We start from the raw sequence: 16207 nt of genomic DNA, 5'->3' as shown, positions 1-16207 counted from the left end.
GGGTCATCGTTTGGCCCTGGCGTCGCGCAGCAACGTGCGCATGTTGAGGATCGCCATCACGTCGCGGCGGAACGCCGGCCACAGCGCGAACACCAGCACGCAGCCCAGCGCCATCGCCGCGCCGCCCACCGCCAGCTGCTGCCACAGCGAACTGCCGCCCCACTGCTGCGCGGCGAAGTACGCCGCCACGCCGGCCGCGCCGTAGCCGAGGATCGCGCGCAGGCCGTTGTTGAACAATTCCAGCGCCGGCACCTGCGGCGCCACCTTGGCGATCCAGATCACCGACAGCGGCCACATCACCAGCAGGCCCAGGGTGTAGCCGATGGTCACGCCCATCACGCCCCAGGCCGAGCCGGCGAAGATGCAGGCGATCAGCATCACCCGCCCGACCACCGAATACACCAACTGCTCGCGCATCAGGCCATGCGCCAGGAACACCCAGTAGGTGGCGTAGGACGCGGTCTGGAAGATGCCGCCGAGGGTCAGCACCTGGAACAGCGGCACCGCCGGCCGCCATTGTTCGCCGAGCACCAGCACGATCAGCGGCAGCGCCAGCGCGCAGGCGCAGGAGAACAGCGCCACGATCAGGTGCACCATCACCGTCTGCCCGCGCAGCAGGAAGCTGCCGAAGCGCGGCGGATCGTCCTGCAGCTGCGACAGCACCGGCAACGCCACCGAGGTGGCCGGCGCATTGATCTGGTTCAGCGGCATCATCAGCAGCTGGAACGCGCGGTTGTACAGGCCCAGCGCCTCGGCCCCGATGCGGTGGCCGATGATCACCTGGCCGACGTTGCGGCTGGCGTAGCCGAGCAACTGCGCGGCCATCAGGTTCCAGCCGAAGCTCAGGAACGCGCGCATCGGCGCGTCGCGGCGATAGCCGCGCGGCAGCCAGCGCGCGCAGGCGCCGGCGATCGCCAGGTTGACCAGCGCCTGCACCACCTGCTGCCAGACCAGCGCCCAGTAGCCGTAGCCGGCCAGGGCCACGCCGACGCCGGCGACCAGGCCCATCACCTGCGCGCCGACATCGCTCAGCGACACCTGGCCGAAGCGCAGCCCGCGGCTGAGATGCGCGCGGTACTGGGTGGTCATGCCGTTGAGCAGGAAGGTCACCGCCAGCGCCTGCGAGATGCCCAGCAGCGCCGGCTCGCGATAGAAGTGCGCGATCCACGACGAGGACAGGAACACCACGATCGCCAGCACCAGGCCGATGCCGCTGTTGATCCAGAACAGGTTGTCGCGCTGCTCGCGGCTGACGTGCTTGGCCTGGATCGCAGCCGAGGACAGGCCGAAGTCGCGCAGGATCTCGGCCATGCCGACGATCGCGGTGACCATCGCCATCAGCCCGTAGTCGTAGGGCGTCAGCAAGCGCGCCAGCAGCACGATGCCGCCGAACTGCACCACCATCTTCGCCAACTGCCCGGCCATGGTGACGGCGGCGCCACCGGCCGCGCGCGAGCCGAGGCTGCGTTCCGGCGGCGCTGCGGGGCCGGGGGTTTCGGTCGCGCTCATGCCCGTGCCTCGCTGCGCACGCCGCGCGCATCCAGATAGCTGCGGTAGTGCTGCACGCCGATCGCGCTCCAGTCGCGCCGCGACAAGTCGGGCACCGCGTCGGCGGGCAGGCGCCGCGCCTGCGCCAGCGCGTCGGCCAGCTGCGCCGCATCCAGTTCGCCCCGATACAGCAGCACCCACTGCGGCCCGACCTCTTCGGCGATCGCCGCATTGGCCTCGTTCCACGGCGCCAGCACCGGCCGCGCCAGCGACAGCGCCAGCAGCAGCGTGCCGGAGTTGTGCATCTGCCGGTACGGCAGCACCACCAGTTCGGCCTCGCCGACTTCGCGCGCCAGCACCTCGTCCTCCACGTACTGCAGCCGCGCGCTGATCCGCGGATCGGCGGCGCAGGCCTGTTCGACCACAGCGCGGATCTGCGCATCGATCGGATTGCCGGCGATGCGCAGGCTCAGCGCCGGATCGGGCAAGGCCTGCAGCGTCGCGACCAGGGTTTCCACGCCCTTGTACGGGCGCAGCAGGCCGAAATGCAGCAGGCGTCCCGGCACCCGCGGCGGCTGCGGCATCGCCGCGTACCAGTCGCGGTAGTGGCCGTGCAGGATGGTGTCGGTGGCCGGCGCACGCTCCGGCGTGGTCGCGTTGATGCGGATCCAGCGCGCGGTCAGGCGATCGGTCCAGCGCAGCAGCAGGCGCTCGCGCCAGCCCTTGTCCTCGTGCGGGGCCACGTTGTGCAAGGTGCGCACCAGTGGCACGCCGCCGAGCTTGAGCCGCAGCAGCAGCAGCGCCATGCACGCCTGCTTGGCCAGCGTGCCCACCGCCGTCGGGTGCCGCATCATGTATTCCGGCCAGTGCACGTGCAGCACGTCGTAGCGCGACAGCAGCGCCGCGCGCATCGAGAAGAAACGCAACTGCACCTGCTGCGGCAATGCCGCGTACAACTGGGTCAGGTACGGATTGGTGGTCGCGCCCGGCCGCTCGGTCGACAGCAGCACGGTGATCGGCGGTCCCGGCACGCGCGCATCGCCGCTGCAACGCGGTTCGTCGCTCATCGCCCCGCCTCCGTCTTGCCCAGCACCGCGCGGTATTCGTCCAGATAGGCGCCGACCACATGCTCCCAGTCGTAGCGCTGCGCGTAGGCCATGGCCGCCTGCCGCTGCGCGGGGAACGTCGCGTCGGTGGCGGCGGCATAGGCTTGTACCGCAGTGGCGGCGCGCTGCGGATCGGCCGGATCCAGCAGCACGCCTTGCGCCGATTCGCGCACCAGGCGCGCGAACGGCGGAATGTCGCTCAGCACCGGCAACAGACCGGCGCTCATCGCTTCGACCGCGGCCAGGCCGAAGCCTTCGTGACGCGACAGGCACACGAAGTACTGCGCGCTGCCGAGCAGCTGCGCCAGTTCCTCCTGCGACGGCGCCACGCGCAGCTGCACGCGGTCCTGCAGGCCGCGTTCGGCGATCGCCTGCAACAGGTCGGCCTGGGTGAAATCGTATTCGCGCCCGGCCACGATCAGCTGCCAGGCAGGATCCTGCGCCGCCAGCGCGCGCAGCAGGTCCAGCGTTTCCAGCAAGCCCTTGTTGACCGACCAGCGCCCGAAATAGATCAGCGTGCGTCCCGGCGTGGCGCTGCCCTGCCCGGCGAACTTGCTCACGTCCACGCCGTTCTCGATCACCCGCAGGCGCTGCGGCGCGACCACCGCCGAGAACACCTGGCCATCGTTCTCGCTGGTCGCCACGACCCGCGCGTAGGCCCGGGCCGAGGCCCGGGTCAGCGTCTTGAACCACAGCATCTTCAGCCGCGAGGCATAGGTGGTGTGGAAGAAGCCGCCATGGGTGGAGACGATCATCGGCGTGCCGTGCAGCACCCGGGTCAAGGCCAGGAAGTCGTAGAAGAAATCGATGCCGTGCACGTGCACCAGATCGGCGCCGCGCAGCGCGGCCAGGACCTTCGGCGCCAGCGGATAACGCGAGGACCCGCGGTACGACAGCCGCACGATCGGCACACCCTGATACGCATCGCGCTGCGCGAGCCGCTCCTGCGGCCGGGTGAAGACCCGGTCCAGGGTGACCACCTCGACCTGATCGCGGCCCTGCTGCAGGTGCCGCCGCGCGATGTTCAGCACGACCTCCTCCATGCCGCCCACCGACGGATGGAACTGGCGCACGACGTGAACCACCTTCATTGAACGCTCCCGTGCGCCAGCGCACCGCATTGCGACAGCGCCATCAGGACGCCTCCTGCCGTGCCGGCTCGCGCCGCAGCCCGATCATCCACGGCGCCACGCGCACGATCACCGCGCGCATCGGCACGCTGGCGAGCACCGCCAGCACGCTCACCGACACCGCCCATGCCGGCCCCCAGGCATCGCCGCGGACCAGGCCGGTACGGCTGGCCACGCCGGCCATGACCGAGAACAGCAACGTATGCGTGCACAGGATCAGCAAGGTGTTGCGTCCGATCCACTGCAGCCACGCCCACTCCTGCACCAGCCGCGCCACGCACAGCGCCATCGCGCTGCCGAGCAGGCTGGCGGCGAGGAAGCCGAGCGGCGAATGCCCGAACTTCATCATGTTCACGTCCACCCGGCCGTTGTTCCAGGCGATCGCGAACCACACTGCGCCGAGCAGCAATGCCGCCAGCGCGTTGCCCATGCGGCTGGTCGGAAGCAGGCCGCTACGCTTGGCTGCGGCCGCGCCGACCGCGAAGAAACACAGCGACACCGGTAGTACATCCAGCGCAAACGGAAGCCGGTAATCCTGGGTCGGGAACCAGATCGCCCAGCCCCAGGCCAGCAGCAGCGACAACACCGCCAGCACCTCCAGCGACAGGCGCCGGCGTAGGTACAGATAGCTCAGCGTGGTCACGAACAGCGCCGGCAGGAACCACAACGCCGGCATCACGTAGAGCTTGGGGCCGATGCCGCTGACCAGGCCCAGCAACGGTTCCCACCACGGCCGGTCCCCCCACAGCTGCGCCTTGGAACCGATGTTGCGGGTCAGCATCCAGTACGCGTACGCGACCAGGAAGAACGCCAGATACGGCAGCAACAGGCTGCGCGCCAGCTTGGTCCAGGTCGCCATGCCCAGCGGCCGCTTGCCGAACGCCTCGCCGACCCAGCCGGACAGCACGAAGAACATCGGCACGTGGAAGCTGTAGGCCAGGATCACATAGGCATGCGGAATGCCCTTGGCGTGGCCGAACACCACCAGCAGGATCGCCAGCGCCTTGGCCGCGTCGATGCGCGCATCGCGCGTGCCGCGCACGCCGCTGCGGGCCGGCTGCTCGGCCAGCACCGTTTGCAGTGCCTGCGTGGAGGCGCTCATGTCGCCACCGCCGCACGCGGCGTGGTGTCGGTTGCCGGCGGCAACGTCGCCGCCGCTGCGCGCCGCGGCACCATCTGCCACAGGCAGCCGCAGACGAACCACCACAGCGCCGCGGTCTTGATCGAGAAGTAGCCGTTGGAGACCAGCAGGCTCAACGCGAACGCGAAGATCAACAGGTTCTTGAACAGCTGGCCCTCGATCGTGCGCATCAGCATCGCGAACGAATAGGCCAGCAGGAACGCCAGCACCAGCACCACCGACTGCGAGGAGATGAAATAGGCGATGCCGCTGTCGAAATACTTGTACGGCGTGTCGAAGTCCAGGCCCAGCCACGATTCCGCGGTCATGTTGCGGATCGAATACACGGTGAAGAACACCCGCCCCAGGGTGGTGTCCTCGTAGCTCTGGATGCCGGACGCCCACACCATCAGCCACGCGCCCAGCAACACGCCGAAGAAGATCAGGAAGCCCAGGCGCTGGTCCATGCGCAGCAGCAGCGGGGTCAGCGCCACCATCATCACGCAGGTGCCGGCGGCCAGGCGTCCGTCCGAGGCCACGATCAGGAAGCCGATCATCGCCACCGACGCGGCGATCCCCACCGGCCGCATCCAGCGCCAGAAGGTCAGCAGGATCGCGGTGAAGAAGATGATGAAGTTGCCCATCGTCACCGGCTCGATGAACACCGAGGAGGCGCGCGGCAGGTTGGAGGACGGCAGGAAGTTGCGCGCGCCCGGCCGGGTCGCGCTGACGAACAGGTTGCTGTCCTGGTTCCAGAAGCTCGACGCGCTGGCGCCGCGCGCATTGACGAAGTAGCTCTTCGGGTTGACCACGTCGCCGTAGACCTTGGGCAGGGCCAGCTCGAACGCCGCCACCAGCGACACGATCAGCGCCATGCGCAGAAAAAGTTTTGGCAACGAACCGGTATAGGCCGCGCCCAGCACCAGGAACGCGAACGGGATCAGCGCGTCGCGGAAGAACTTGGGATCGATCGACCAGACCAGGAACAGCCGCACCAGCATCAGCAGCGCCAGCAGGCCGATGCCGGTGAACACCATCGCCGTGCGCTTGCGGTCCAGCGACCACAGGCCGATCAGGAAGCAGGCGCCGTAGATCGCCAGTTCCGCGACATAGGTCATCGCCGGGCTGACCCGGAACACCTTGGCGTTCACCACCGCGAGCAGGAAGTTGTAGCCGATGGCGAACAGCAGCACCAGTTCGATCAGAAGATTGTGGCGCTGCTCGCGCAGCGTCATCGGCGGCGCATCGATGGCGGTGTTCAGCACGCGGCACCTCGCTGCGCGACGCGACGCGCCACGGGCTGCGACAACGGCGACCGCAACGCACCCAGGGCGGAACGCCCCGCGTGCACGACACGGCGGCAAGCGACCTCGATGGCGACGCGGCACGCGGCCCAGCCGCCGCCGTCCCCGCCACCGGCGGCGACGACGGGGCGGCGCCGGCAGTGGGGACGGTCGGCGCAATAACGGTACATCGGGCGCATCAGTAGGCGGTCTTCTGCCCGAGCACCTTCACTGCGGTGAGCACGATGATCCGCGTATCCAGCCACAGCGACCAACGGCGGATGTAATCCAGATCGTATTGGATGCGCTTCTTCATCGTCCGCAGCTCCGGCGTCTCGCCGCGGAACCCGTTGACCTGGGCCCAACCGGTGATGCCCGGCTTGACGTAGTGCCGCTGCATATAATGGTTGATCAGCTTCTCGTAGTGGGTGTTGTGCTGCGCCGCATGCGGCCGCGGCCCCACCACCGACATGCTGCCGCCGAGCACGTTGAACAGCTGCGGCAGCTCGTCCAGGCTGCTGCGGCGCAGGAACGCGCCGAACGGGGTGACCCGGCTGTCGCCGCGCTTGGCCTGCACCACCACGTCGCTGGGTTCCTGCTGCACGCGCATCGAGCGGAACTTGTACATGTAGAACTCGCGCCCGCCCAGGCCATGGCGGCGCTGGCGGAAGAACACCGGACCCGGCGAACTCAGCTTCACGCCCACCGCGATCGCCAGCATCACCGGCCACAGCATCGCCAGCGCGGCCAGCGCGACCAGCTTGTCCTGCAGCGCCTTGGCGACCACGAAGTAGGTGTTGCGGTCCACCCCGCCCTGGCGCAGGTTGATCACCGGCACGTTGCCGATCTGGTCGCCGGACTGGTTGAGCATGCCGAAGTCGAACAGGTCCGGGATCAGCCTGACCTGGATCGGATAGCGGTCCATCTGCTGCAGCAGCTGCTTGATGTGGTCGCGCTCGCCCAGCGGCAGCGAGATCCATACCTGTTCGACCTCGTTGTTGTTGAGGTAGTCGATCAGCGACTCCGGCGTGCCGGCCCCCAGGCACTGCAGCTTCTTCGGATGATCGGCCACCGACAGGTCGTAGTCGCTGCTGAAATAGCCGACCAGTTGCATGCCCACCCACGGATTGCGGCTCAGGTAGTTGTGGATCTTGACCACCGGATGGCGCAGGCCGACCACCACCACGCGCTGCACGTCCACGCCTTCCGAACGCAGGTGGTTGAGCACGCCGCGCACCATGGTGCGCGAGACCAGCAAGGTGGCCAGGCTGGTGGCGAACCACAGGCCGATCCACAGCCGCGAGACCTGCTGCCCGAACTGCACCACGAAGGCATGCACCGCGAACAGCGCGAACACACCGCCGCAGGCCAGGCTCAGCACCATCATCTCGCGCATCAGGCCGCGCCCGCGCCAGCTGCGGTACAGCGGAAACAGCGCGAAACAGATCACCGCGTACAGCAACGTGGTGCCGATCGCGACGCGGTAGGACGCTTCCGGCATCCAGTTGCCGAACAGCAGCCGGTGGGTCAGCAGCGCACCGGCGACGATGACCGTCAGATCCGATACGCGTAGCAGGATATCCGCCGCGGCTGCATATTTGGACAGCAGGCGGGGGGACGACGTTGTATAGGTGGCGCTACTCAGGTCTGCCAGAAGCATGGTCGGGATTCCTATCCAAACTCGGTCGGTGGCATGCGGGGGAACATGCGACGTATGCGAGCCTCGATCTCATCTGCCAGTGGACCGCTGCGGTGCCTTCCTCACCGACCCCAGGTCCACGGCAGCCCATGTTTATTTCAACAGAACCGCGACTGCGTACAACCGGTCAGGAAAATAATGGAACACCTCTGTACTTAGCTGAACCACGTATCACCTCACTGAAGAATTTGCGTAGGAAACATGACGATGTGCCTGCGTCGTCGCATCGGTCGCGACCGCGGTCACGGCGCATCGCAGCAGACGTCGCGCCGCGCGCTTCATGCCGCGGCCGCCGCCTGCGCTTCGCGCAGGAAATAGCGGATCAGGGCGATGGCGATCGCCGAGAACAGGCCGAACACGAACGCCAGCGCCAGGTTCAGCAAGGTCTTCGGCGAACTCGGCTTGCCCGGCACGTCGGCGCGGTCGACGATCGACACGTTGTTGGTGCCCACGTTGCCGGCCACGCCGATCTCCTTGTAGCGCTGCAGCAGCGCGTCGTAGAGCTGGCGGTTGGTGTCGGCTTCGCGCCGCAGCATGTTGTAGCGGATGCTGCGGGTCTGCAGATCCAGCTCGTCGTTCTTCAGGCTGGAGATGCGTTCGGACAACAGCGTCTCCTGCTGCCGCGCCGCTTCGTAATCGTTCTTCAGCCCGCTGCGGATGTTGGCGATCTCGTTGCCGATCTGGCGCTTGGTCTCGGCGATCTGGTTCTGCAGGCGCTGCATCTCCGGGTAGCCCGGCTGGAAGGTGGCCAGCTTCTGCTGGTAGTCGGCCGCCAGCTTGGCCTGCTCGGCGCGCAGGCTCTGGATCAGCGGGCTGCTGATCACCTGCGGCAGGCCCATGCCGTCGCCGATCCCGGCCTGGCGCCAGGCCGACTCGGCCTTGATCCGCGCATCCTGCGCGGCGGCCAGGCGCACGTTCAACTCGCTCATGTTCTGCGTCGGCAGCGACGGCTTGTCGTCGCCCAGCGACACGATCTGCTCCTTGCTGGAGTAGTCGACCGCGTTCTTCTCCGACTCTTCCACCTTGTCGCGCAGCTGCTCCAGCCGCTCGGACAGATACTTGGCGGCGAACGAGGACGCCTGCAGGCGCCGCTCCTGGGTCGAGGCGATGAACATCTTGGCGTAGGTGTTGGCCACGCGCGTGGCCAGCACCCGGTCGGGCGAATCGAAGTTGATCCGCACCAGCCGCGAATCGCGCACCGGCTCGATCGTCAACGCGTCCAGCACCGGGCCGACCAGCGCATTCTCGGCGGCGGCGGCGCGCGCCTCCGGCGACGGGGCACGGCCATCGCCATTGCCCTGCAGCTTCTCCAGCGCCTCGTCGACCAGCGGCTTGAACGTCGGGTCCTGGGTCAGCCGCGCCTCGCGGATCACCGCGCGGGCCAGCGAGCGGCTGCCGAGCAGCTCGTACTGGGTCTGGTAGAAATCGCGATCCTGCGGCGATTCCACCGGCATCAGGTTCGCCACGTTGGTGACGTTCAAGGACTCGCGCTCGATCTGCAGCACGCTGGTGGCGCGGTACTTGGGCGTCATCAATAACGTTACCAGCAGCGCCAGCGCGACGACCGCCACGGTCAGGCCGACGATCAGCCAGCGCTGCCGGTACAGGGCGTTCCAGTAGTCCAGCAGGCTGATGTCGGCCGGGCTCAGCGGCGCCGAGGAGGTGCGGGTGTGCATGCTCGAGGAACTCATCGGTATGCCCGCCAGACCATGACGAACGGGGTCAGCTGCACCATCGTGCGCAGCACGACGAGCGCATCGGAGCGGTACACCACGACGATGTCGCCGCCGTAGATTTCAGGATCCGGCGAGACGCCCTTCTGGATATCGCGCAGATCGAAACGGGCCAGCATCTTCTGCCCGCCGACGTTGCGGAACACCACCACGTTGCCGCGGCTGGCCACGTCGCTGACGCCCTTGCCCAGCGACAGCGCCTGCTGCAGGGTCAGCGCCGAACCGGCGATCGGGTAGATGCCCGGCTCGCCCACCGCGCCGGTCACGGTGACCCGATTGCCGGTGAACTCGTCGACCAGCACAGACACCTGCGGGTTCTGCAGATAGCCGTTGCGGTAGCGTTGGGTGATGTCCTTCTGCAATGCGTTGACGCTGAGTCCGGCGGCCTTGATGTCGCCGACCAGCGGCAGCGAGATGCGGCCCTCGTTGTCGACCCGCACCTGGCGCTCCAGGTCGTCCACCTGGAACACCTTGACCGTCAGCAGGTCGCCGGGGCCGAGCAGGTACTCCGGCTGCCCCATGGAGGCGGCCAGCGGATCGCCTGCCGGCAATTCCGTCAGCATCTTCGGCCCGGTGCTGCTGCACCCGGACAGGAAGACCAGACAAGAAAGGGCCAGACACAATGCCCAGTTGAACGTACCGGAGAGTTTACCCATGCGCGATGCAGACGCCCTCTGTCGAGTGGTTTTGGGAACGCCGCACTCCTCTATCCGGCCAGCGCTCCATCACCGGTCGGGTAAGACGATTGCAGTGTCATTTCCTGCCTGGGACGACCGCCCAGGCCAACAGCGAAGCCTCGTGTTGCAGTGCACTATGGCACAGCTACCCGCCCTCACCAAGACATCTTGCGGCATTTTTTTGACGCTATACCGCGTGGATTCAAGTACATGTCCGAATATTCAGCATGTTCAACGAAGCCACGTCGCAAAATACACGACGTTAACGTGACGCATGTCAAGGCGTTGACGGTCCTCGTCCGCAGTTCGCTGCCGGATTTCCGTCCCGGTCGTCGCAGGCCCCGCGGCGGCCGCAGCAGGCGTCGCATCGACCCGAGCGCGTTTGTCTACACCCTCGTCCGAACGGTCCTGCAGCCGATCCGCGATGGGACGGCACCAGTGGCGCGCGCCGCCAGCGTCGCCGCTGGGGCGAGCACTGCGGCGACTGCCTGCCGATCGTTGATACGCCGGCCGCATGTTTGTGGCGGCCCGGACGGCCCACCCACCGCAAAACGAAAAAGGCCCATGTCGCTGACATGGGCCTTCGAAGATGGTCGGGGTAGCCGGATTCGAACCGACGACCACTAGTCCCCCAGACTAGTGCGCTACCAGGCTGCGCTATACCCCGGTAAAAACTCCGCCGTTGCGGCGGTCCCGCCTCGCGGCGAGCTGGCGATTATAGCGGGATTGGCGCGGCCATTCCTAGCCGGTTGCGCCGCTGCCGCTCAGCGCCGCAGCAACTGCAGCACTTCTTCCAGTTCCTGCCGCACCTGCTTGATGATCTGGTTGCTCAGCGCCGACTCCTGCCGCGCGCCCTCGCCTTCCAGGCGCAGACGCGCGCCGCCGATCGTATAGCCCTGTTCGTACAGCAGGCTGCGGATCTGCCGCACCATCAGCACGTCGTGGCGCTGGTAGTAGCGGCGGTTGCCGCGGCGCTTGACCGGTTCCAGGCTGGGGAATTCGGTTTCCCAGTAGCGCAGCACGTGCGGTTTGACGTCGCACAGCTCGCTGACCTCACCGATGGTGAAGTAGCGCTTGGCCGGAATCGGCGGAAGTTCGCGGTTACTGCCCGGGTCCAGCATAAGCCTCCACTCGCTCCTTGAGCTTCTGTCCCGGGCGGAAGGTCACCACCGTCCGCGCCGAGATCGGAATTTCTTCGCCGGTCTTGGGATTGCGACCGGGCCGTTGGTTCTTGCGGCGCAGATCGAAGTTGCCGAAACCGGACAGCTTCACCTGCCGTCCCTGCTCCAGCGCATCGCGCAGCACATCGAAGAAAGCATCGACGAATTCCTTGGCCTCGCGCTTGTTCAGCCCGACTTCGTCGAACAACCGTTCGGCCATTTCCGCTTTGGTCAACGCCATTGCCCTGCTATCCCCTACGTCTCAGCCGCGAATCCGCGCATCGTGTTCGCGCGCCAGCGCCGCCACCGCATCGGCGACCACGGCATCCACATCGCGATCCGTCAGAGTGCGCGAGTTGTCCTGCAAAATCAAGCCCATAGCGAGACTCTTGAAACCCGCCTCGACCCCCGGCCCGACGTAGCGATCGAACAGCACCACGTCGCGCAGCAGCGGCCCGACCGCGCCGCGCACGCTGCTCGCCAGCGCCGACCAGGCCACCGCCTCGGGCACCAGGAAGGCCAGGTCGCGGCGCACCGACGGGAACCGCGACAGCTCGGCGGCACGCGGCAGCGCACGCGCGGCCAGCGGCGCCAGATCCAGCTCGAAGCCGAGCACCTCCACGTCGATCTGCATGGCCTGCAACAGGCGCGGATGCAACTGGCCGATCCAGCCGATCCGCGCGCCATCGCGGTACACGTCGGCCGCACGGGTCGGATGCGCGAACGGCAGCGCCGACGGACGGTAGTCCAGGCGCGCGCCGGCGGCACTGGCCAGCGCGTCCAGGTCGCCCTTCAGGTCGTGGAAGTCGACCTTGCGTGCCGGCAGGCCCCACTGCAGCGCATCGGCATCGCCGCACACCGCGGCCGCCACGCGCTGCGTCTCCGCCGGCGCGGCACCGGCCGTCGCCGCGGCCTGGAACACCTTGCCCAGCTCGAACAGGCGCACCCGCCCGGCCTGGCGGGCGACGTTGCGGCCCAGCGCCGCGACCAGCCCCGGCAACAGCGACGGACGCATCACCGCCAGTTCGGCGCTGAGCGGATTGGCCAGCGCCACGCGTCCGGCGTCCAGGCTCCACTGGTCGAGCAGGGCCGCATCGACGAAGGCGTAGTTGATGGTTTCCAGCATCTCGCGCGCGACCAGTTGGCGGCGCACGCTCAGTTCGTCCAGCTGCGTCTCGCTGCCCATGGCGATGCGCGAGGCGCCGCCCGGCAGCGTGGTCGGCAAGCGGTCGTAGCCGTGGATGCGCGCCAGCTCCTCGATCAGGTCTTCTTCCAGCGCGATATCGAAGCGGCGGCTGGGCGCGGTGACCTGCCAGCCATTGCCGGTTGCGACGACCTCCATGCCCAGCGCGCGCAGGATGCGCTCGACGTCGGCGTCGACGATTTCGATGCCGAGCACGCGCACGATGCGCGCGCGGCGCAGCGTGATCGGCGCCGGCGTCGGCAGGTGCTCGCGCAGCTCGGCCTCCACCACCGGGCCGGCGCGGCCGCCGGCCAGTTCCAGCACCAGCCGCGTCGCCAGTTCCAGCGCCGGCCGCGGCAGCGCCGGATCCACGCCGCGCTCGAAACGGTGGCCGGCATCGGTGTGCAGGCCGAGCTTGCGGCCGCGGCCCATGATCGCCGCCGGCGCGAAGTGCGCGGCCTCCAGGAACACATGCCGGGTCGCATCGGTGACACGGGTGTCGTGACCGCCCATCAAGCCGGCCAGGGCGACCACGCGGTCGCCGTCGGTGACGGCCAGGAAGCTGTCGTCGAGCGTCGCGTCGCGGCCGTCGAGCAGTTTCAGCGTTTCCCCGGCACGCGCGCGGCGTACGCCGACCGGGCCGTGCAGCGTCTCCAGGTCGAAGGCATGCATCGGCTGGCCCAGTTCCAGCATCACGTACTGGGTGATATCGACCAGCAGCGACACCGGGCGCACGCCGCTGCGGCGCAGGCGCTCGGCCATCCACAGCGGCGTCTTCGCCGCCGGGTCGAGATCCTCGACGACGCGGCCGCAGTAGCGCGGCGCATCGCCGCCCGCCTGCAGGCGCACCTCGAGGTGGCGCTCGCTGGCGACGGCGACCGGCTCGGCCGCGAACGGCAGCACTTCGCTGGCGCAGGCCGCGGCCACGTCGTAGGCGATGCCGCGCACGCCGAAGCAATCGGCGCGGTTCGGGGTCAGCTTGATCTCGATGCTGGCGTCGGGCAGGCCCAGGTACTCGGCCAGCGCCTGGCCGATCGGCGCGTCGTCGGGCAGTTCGAACAGGCCCGACGCATCGCTGTCCAGGCCCAGCTCCTTGGCCGAGCACAACATGCCGTTGGACTCCACGCCGCGCAGCTTGGCCGCCTTGATCGCGATGCCGCCGACCTGGGCGCCGACCAGCGCCAGCGGCGCGACCAGCCCGGCGCGCGCGTTGGGCGCGCCGCAGACGATCTGCAGCAAGCCGCCCTGCCCGGCATCGACCTGGCACACCTGCAGCCGATCGGCTTCCGGATGCCGCACCGCTTCGACGATGCGCGCCACCACCACCTGCTGCAGCGATTCGCCGAGCGGCGTGACCTCTTCGACCTCCAGACCGATGGCGGTCAGGGTCGCGGCCAGTTCATCGCGCGTGGCCTGGGTGGGGACGTGGCTGCGCAGCCAGTTTTCGCTGAATTTCATGAGAGGCCGGGAATCGAGAATGGGGAATGGGGAATGGAAGAGCGGTTTACTGGAACGGACGGAGATGCGGGAAACGAGCTTCAGCCTTGCTTTTACCCATTCCCGATTCCCGTTTCCCGACTCCCAGCCTCAGGCGAACTGCCTAAGGAACCGCACATCGTTCTCGAAGAACGCGCGCAGATCGTTGACGCCGTAGCGCAGCATCGCAAAGCGCTCCACGCCCATGCCGAAGGCGAAGCCGGTGTAGCGTTCCGGATCGATGCCGACGCTGCGCAGCACGTTCGGATGGACCATGCCGCAGCCGAGCACTTCCAGCCAGCGGGTGCTGCCGTCGGGCTGCTGCCAGGCGATGTCCACTTCCGCGCCGGGTTCGACGAACGGAAAGTAGCTGGGGCGGAAACGCATCTCGAAATCGCGTTCGAAGAACGCGCGCACGAACTCGGACAAGGTGCCCTTGAGGTCGGCGAAGGTGGAATGTTCGTCGACCAGCAGGCCTTCGACCTGGTGGAACATCGGCGAATGGGTCTGGTCGCTGTCGCTGCGGTAGACCTTGCCGGCGGCGATCATGCGCAGCGGCGGCGCGTGCTCGCCCATGTAGCGCACCTGCACGCCGGAGGTATGGGTGCGCAGCAGGCGCCCGTCGCCGAAGTAGAAGGTATCGTGCATCGCCCGCGCCGGATGGTGCGGCGGAAAGTTCAGCGCTTCGAAGTTGTGCCAGTCGTCCTCGATCTCCGGGCCGTCGGACAGTTCGTAGCCCAGCCGCGCGAAGATCTCGGTGATGCGCTCCAGCGTGCGCGTGACCGGATGCAGCCCGCCGCGTTCGCCGCGCCGGCCCGGCAGGGTCACGTCGATGCGCTCGGCGGCCAGGCGCGCATCCAGCGCTACCCCTTCCAGCAACGCGCGGCGTTCGGCCAGCGCCGCGGAGACCGCATCGCGCGCCTGGTTGATCGCCTCGCCGGCCAGCTTGCGCTGTTCGGGCGGCAGCGCGCCGAGCTGTTTCAGCTGCGCGGTGATGCTGCCGCTCTTGCCCAGCAGCGCGACGCGCAGCTGCTCCAGCGCTTCGGGACTGGCCGCCGCGGCGATGTCCGCCAGCGCCTGCCCGCTCAGGGATTCGATCTCACTCATTGCACTCGCGCCTCACTTCAGCCGACCACCCCGACCCGGATCCTGCGCCCGGGAGACACCCCGCGACAGGATCGATCCCGCAATCGGGATGCACAAAACGCAAAAAGGGGAAGGACTCGCGCCCTTCCCCTGCATGTCTGCGATGGCTCCCTCGCCGAACACCCGCACATGGATGTGCGGGCTCCTGCGAGGGACTCGCACTTATGCCGCCAGCGCGCCCTTTGCCTTCTCAGCCAAGGCGGCAAAGCCCTGCGCGTCGTGCACGGCGATGTCCGCCAGCACCTTGCGATCCAGGGTGATGCCAGCCTTGAGCAGGCCGTTCATGAAACGGCTGTAGCTCAGGCCATTGATGCGGGCCGCCGCATTGATGCGGGTGATCCACAGCGAACGGAACACGCGCTTCTTCTGCTTGCGGCCGATGTAGGCGTACTGCTGCGCCTTGATCACCGCCTGCTTGGCGACGCGGAAGACCTTGCGACGGGCGTTGTAGTAGCCCTTGGCCAGGTTCAGAACTTTCTTGTGACGACGGCGTGCCTGGACGCCACGTTTTACTCGAGCCATGGTTCAGTCCTCAGAGGTAAGGCAGCATACGGTCAAGACGGCCAGCGTCCTCGGCACGAACATGGTTCGTCTGCCGCAGGTTGCGCTTCCGCTTGGTCGCTTTCTTGGTGAGGATATGGCTACGGTTGGCGTGGCCGCACTTGTACTTGCCGGAGGCGGTCTTGCGGAAACGCTTGGCCGCCGCCCGGTTGGTCTTGATCTTGGGCATTGCAATGTCCTTGATGGTGTTTTGTCACTGGTCAGGGCGGTGGCTGCGCCACGCTTTCCGTCCGTGCCCGTACCGGCTTGTAAGCCCTTGATCCTCAAAGAATCAGGGCGGGTCCTATTGCCGCGTTGACGGCAAACCCGATGTACTGGGCCGCGCATTATGCCAGGGCTTGGAATGCCTTGCAAATCATGGATTTCCCGGGCGCCGGGAATCGGGAATCGGGAATCGAAAAGGCTGCGGCATCGCGGGTGCTTGCGCCATCAGACGGGGACGCGC

General features: G+C 67.7%; 14 protein-coding genes and 1 tRNA gene. All 15 read right to left on the bottom strand.

What is annotated here, in order from left to right; genetic code table 11:
- Positions 1-3 precede the first annotated feature (3 nt).
- The gene (locus AB8810_RS09700; RefSeq protein ID WP_191823979.1) at positions 4-1509 is read right to left on the bottom strand and encodes a lipopolysaccharide biosynthesis protein; all 1506 of its coding nucleotides are present in this window, start codon (positions 1507-1509) and stop codon (positions 4-6) included.
- Positions 1506-2555, bottom strand: coding sequence for a glycosyltransferase (locus AB8810_RS09695; RefSeq protein WP_191823978.1), 1050 nt, complete (start codon positions 2553-2555; stop codon positions 1506-1508). Before AB8810_RS09695 ends, AB8810_RS09700 begins: the two co-directional genes overlap by 4 nt.
- Positions 2552-3685: a glycosyltransferase family 4 protein gene (locus AB8810_RS09690; protein WP_369916367.1), complete on the bottom strand. Its 1134-nt coding sequence runs from the start codon at positions 3683-3685 to the stop codon at positions 2552-2554. The genes AB8810_RS09695 and AB8810_RS09690 overlap by 4 nt, the downstream gene beginning before the upstream one ends.
- A 43-nt stretch (positions 3686-3728) precedes the next feature.
- Entirely contained in the window at positions 3729-4826 is a 1098-nt protein-coding gene (locus tag AB8810_RS09685) for an acyltransferase family protein (protein ID WP_369916366.1), read from the bottom strand.
- Positions 4823-6079, bottom strand: a complete 1257-nt coding sequence (locus AB8810_RS09680; RefSeq protein ID WP_369916657.1) for a polysaccharide biosynthesis protein GumE — start codon at positions 6077-6079, stop codon at positions 4823-4825. Before AB8810_RS09680 ends, AB8810_RS09685 begins: the two co-directional genes overlap by 4 nt.
- 247 nt (positions 6080-6326) lie before the next feature.
- Entirely contained in the window at positions 6327-7787 is a 1461-nt protein-coding gene (locus tag AB8810_RS09675) for an undecaprenyl-phosphate glucose phosphotransferase (protein ID WP_179565367.1), read from the bottom strand.
- A 317-nt stretch (positions 7788-8104) separates the two neighbouring features.
- Positions 8105-9532, bottom strand: coding sequence for a GumC family protein (locus AB8810_RS09670; RefSeq protein ID WP_179565674.1), 1428 nt, complete (start codon positions 9530-9532; stop codon positions 8105-8107).
- Positions 9514-10215 (bottom strand): polysaccharide biosynthesis/export family protein, encoded by a 702-nt coding sequence (locus AB8810_RS09665; RefSeq protein ID WP_179565369.1) that lies wholly within the window; start codon positions 10213-10215, stop codon positions 9514-9516. The genes AB8810_RS09670 and AB8810_RS09665 overlap by 19 nt, the downstream gene beginning before the upstream one ends.
- Before the next feature lie 611 nt (positions 10216-10826).
- A tRNA-Pro gene (locus AB8810_RS09660) sits at positions 10827-10903 on the bottom strand.
- 97 nt (positions 10904-11000) lie between these two features.
- Positions 11001-11357, bottom strand: coding sequence for a MerR family transcriptional regulator (locus AB8810_RS09655; RefSeq protein ID WP_009597860.1), 357 nt, complete (start codon positions 11355-11357; stop codon positions 11001-11003).
- Positions 11338-11637 carry an integration host factor subunit alpha gene (locus AB8810_RS09650; protein ID WP_003466661.1) on the bottom strand — a complete coding sequence of 100 codons (300 nt, stop codon included), beginning with the start codon at positions 11635-11637 and terminating at the stop codon, positions 11338-11340. Before AB8810_RS09650 ends, AB8810_RS09655 begins: the two co-directional genes overlap by 20 nt.
- Positions 11638-11658: 21 nt before the next feature.
- A complete protein-coding gene (gene pheT, locus AB8810_RS09645) occupies positions 11659-14037 on the bottom strand; it encodes a phenylalanine--tRNA ligase subunit beta (RefSeq protein ID WP_369916365.1) in 2379 nt (792 codons plus the stop codon).
- Positions 14038-14166: 129 nt separating this feature from the next.
- Positions 14167-15162 carry a phenylalanine--tRNA ligase subunit alpha gene (gene pheS, locus AB8810_RS09640; RefSeq protein ID WP_179565373.1) on the bottom strand — a complete coding sequence of 332 codons (996 nt, stop codon included), beginning with the start codon at positions 15160-15162 and terminating at the stop codon, positions 14167-14169.
- 201 nt (positions 15163-15363) lie between these two features.
- On the bottom strand, positions 15364-15723 hold the full coding sequence (gene rplT / locus AB8810_RS09635; RefSeq protein WP_003466653.1) for a 50S ribosomal protein L20: 360 nt from the start codon (positions 15721-15723) through the stop codon (positions 15364-15366).
- A gap of 10 nt (positions 15724-15733) precedes the next feature.
- Positions 15734-15931 (bottom strand): 50S ribosomal protein L35, encoded by a 198-nt coding sequence (gene rpmI, locus AB8810_RS09630; protein ID WP_002811096.1) that lies wholly within the window; start codon positions 15929-15931, stop codon positions 15734-15736.
- Positions 15932-16207: the final 276 nt, after the last annotated feature.

It is taken from the genome of Xanthomonas sp. NCPPB 3005 (assembly GCF_041228095.2).
GTDB classification, from domain to species: domain Bacteria; phylum Pseudomonadota; class Gammaproteobacteria; order Xanthomonadales; family Xanthomonadaceae; genus Xanthomonas_A; species Xanthomonas_A bonasiae.
The sequence above is the reverse complement of the archived record's forward strand: the minus strand, read 5'-3'. Positions and strand labels throughout refer to the sequence as shown.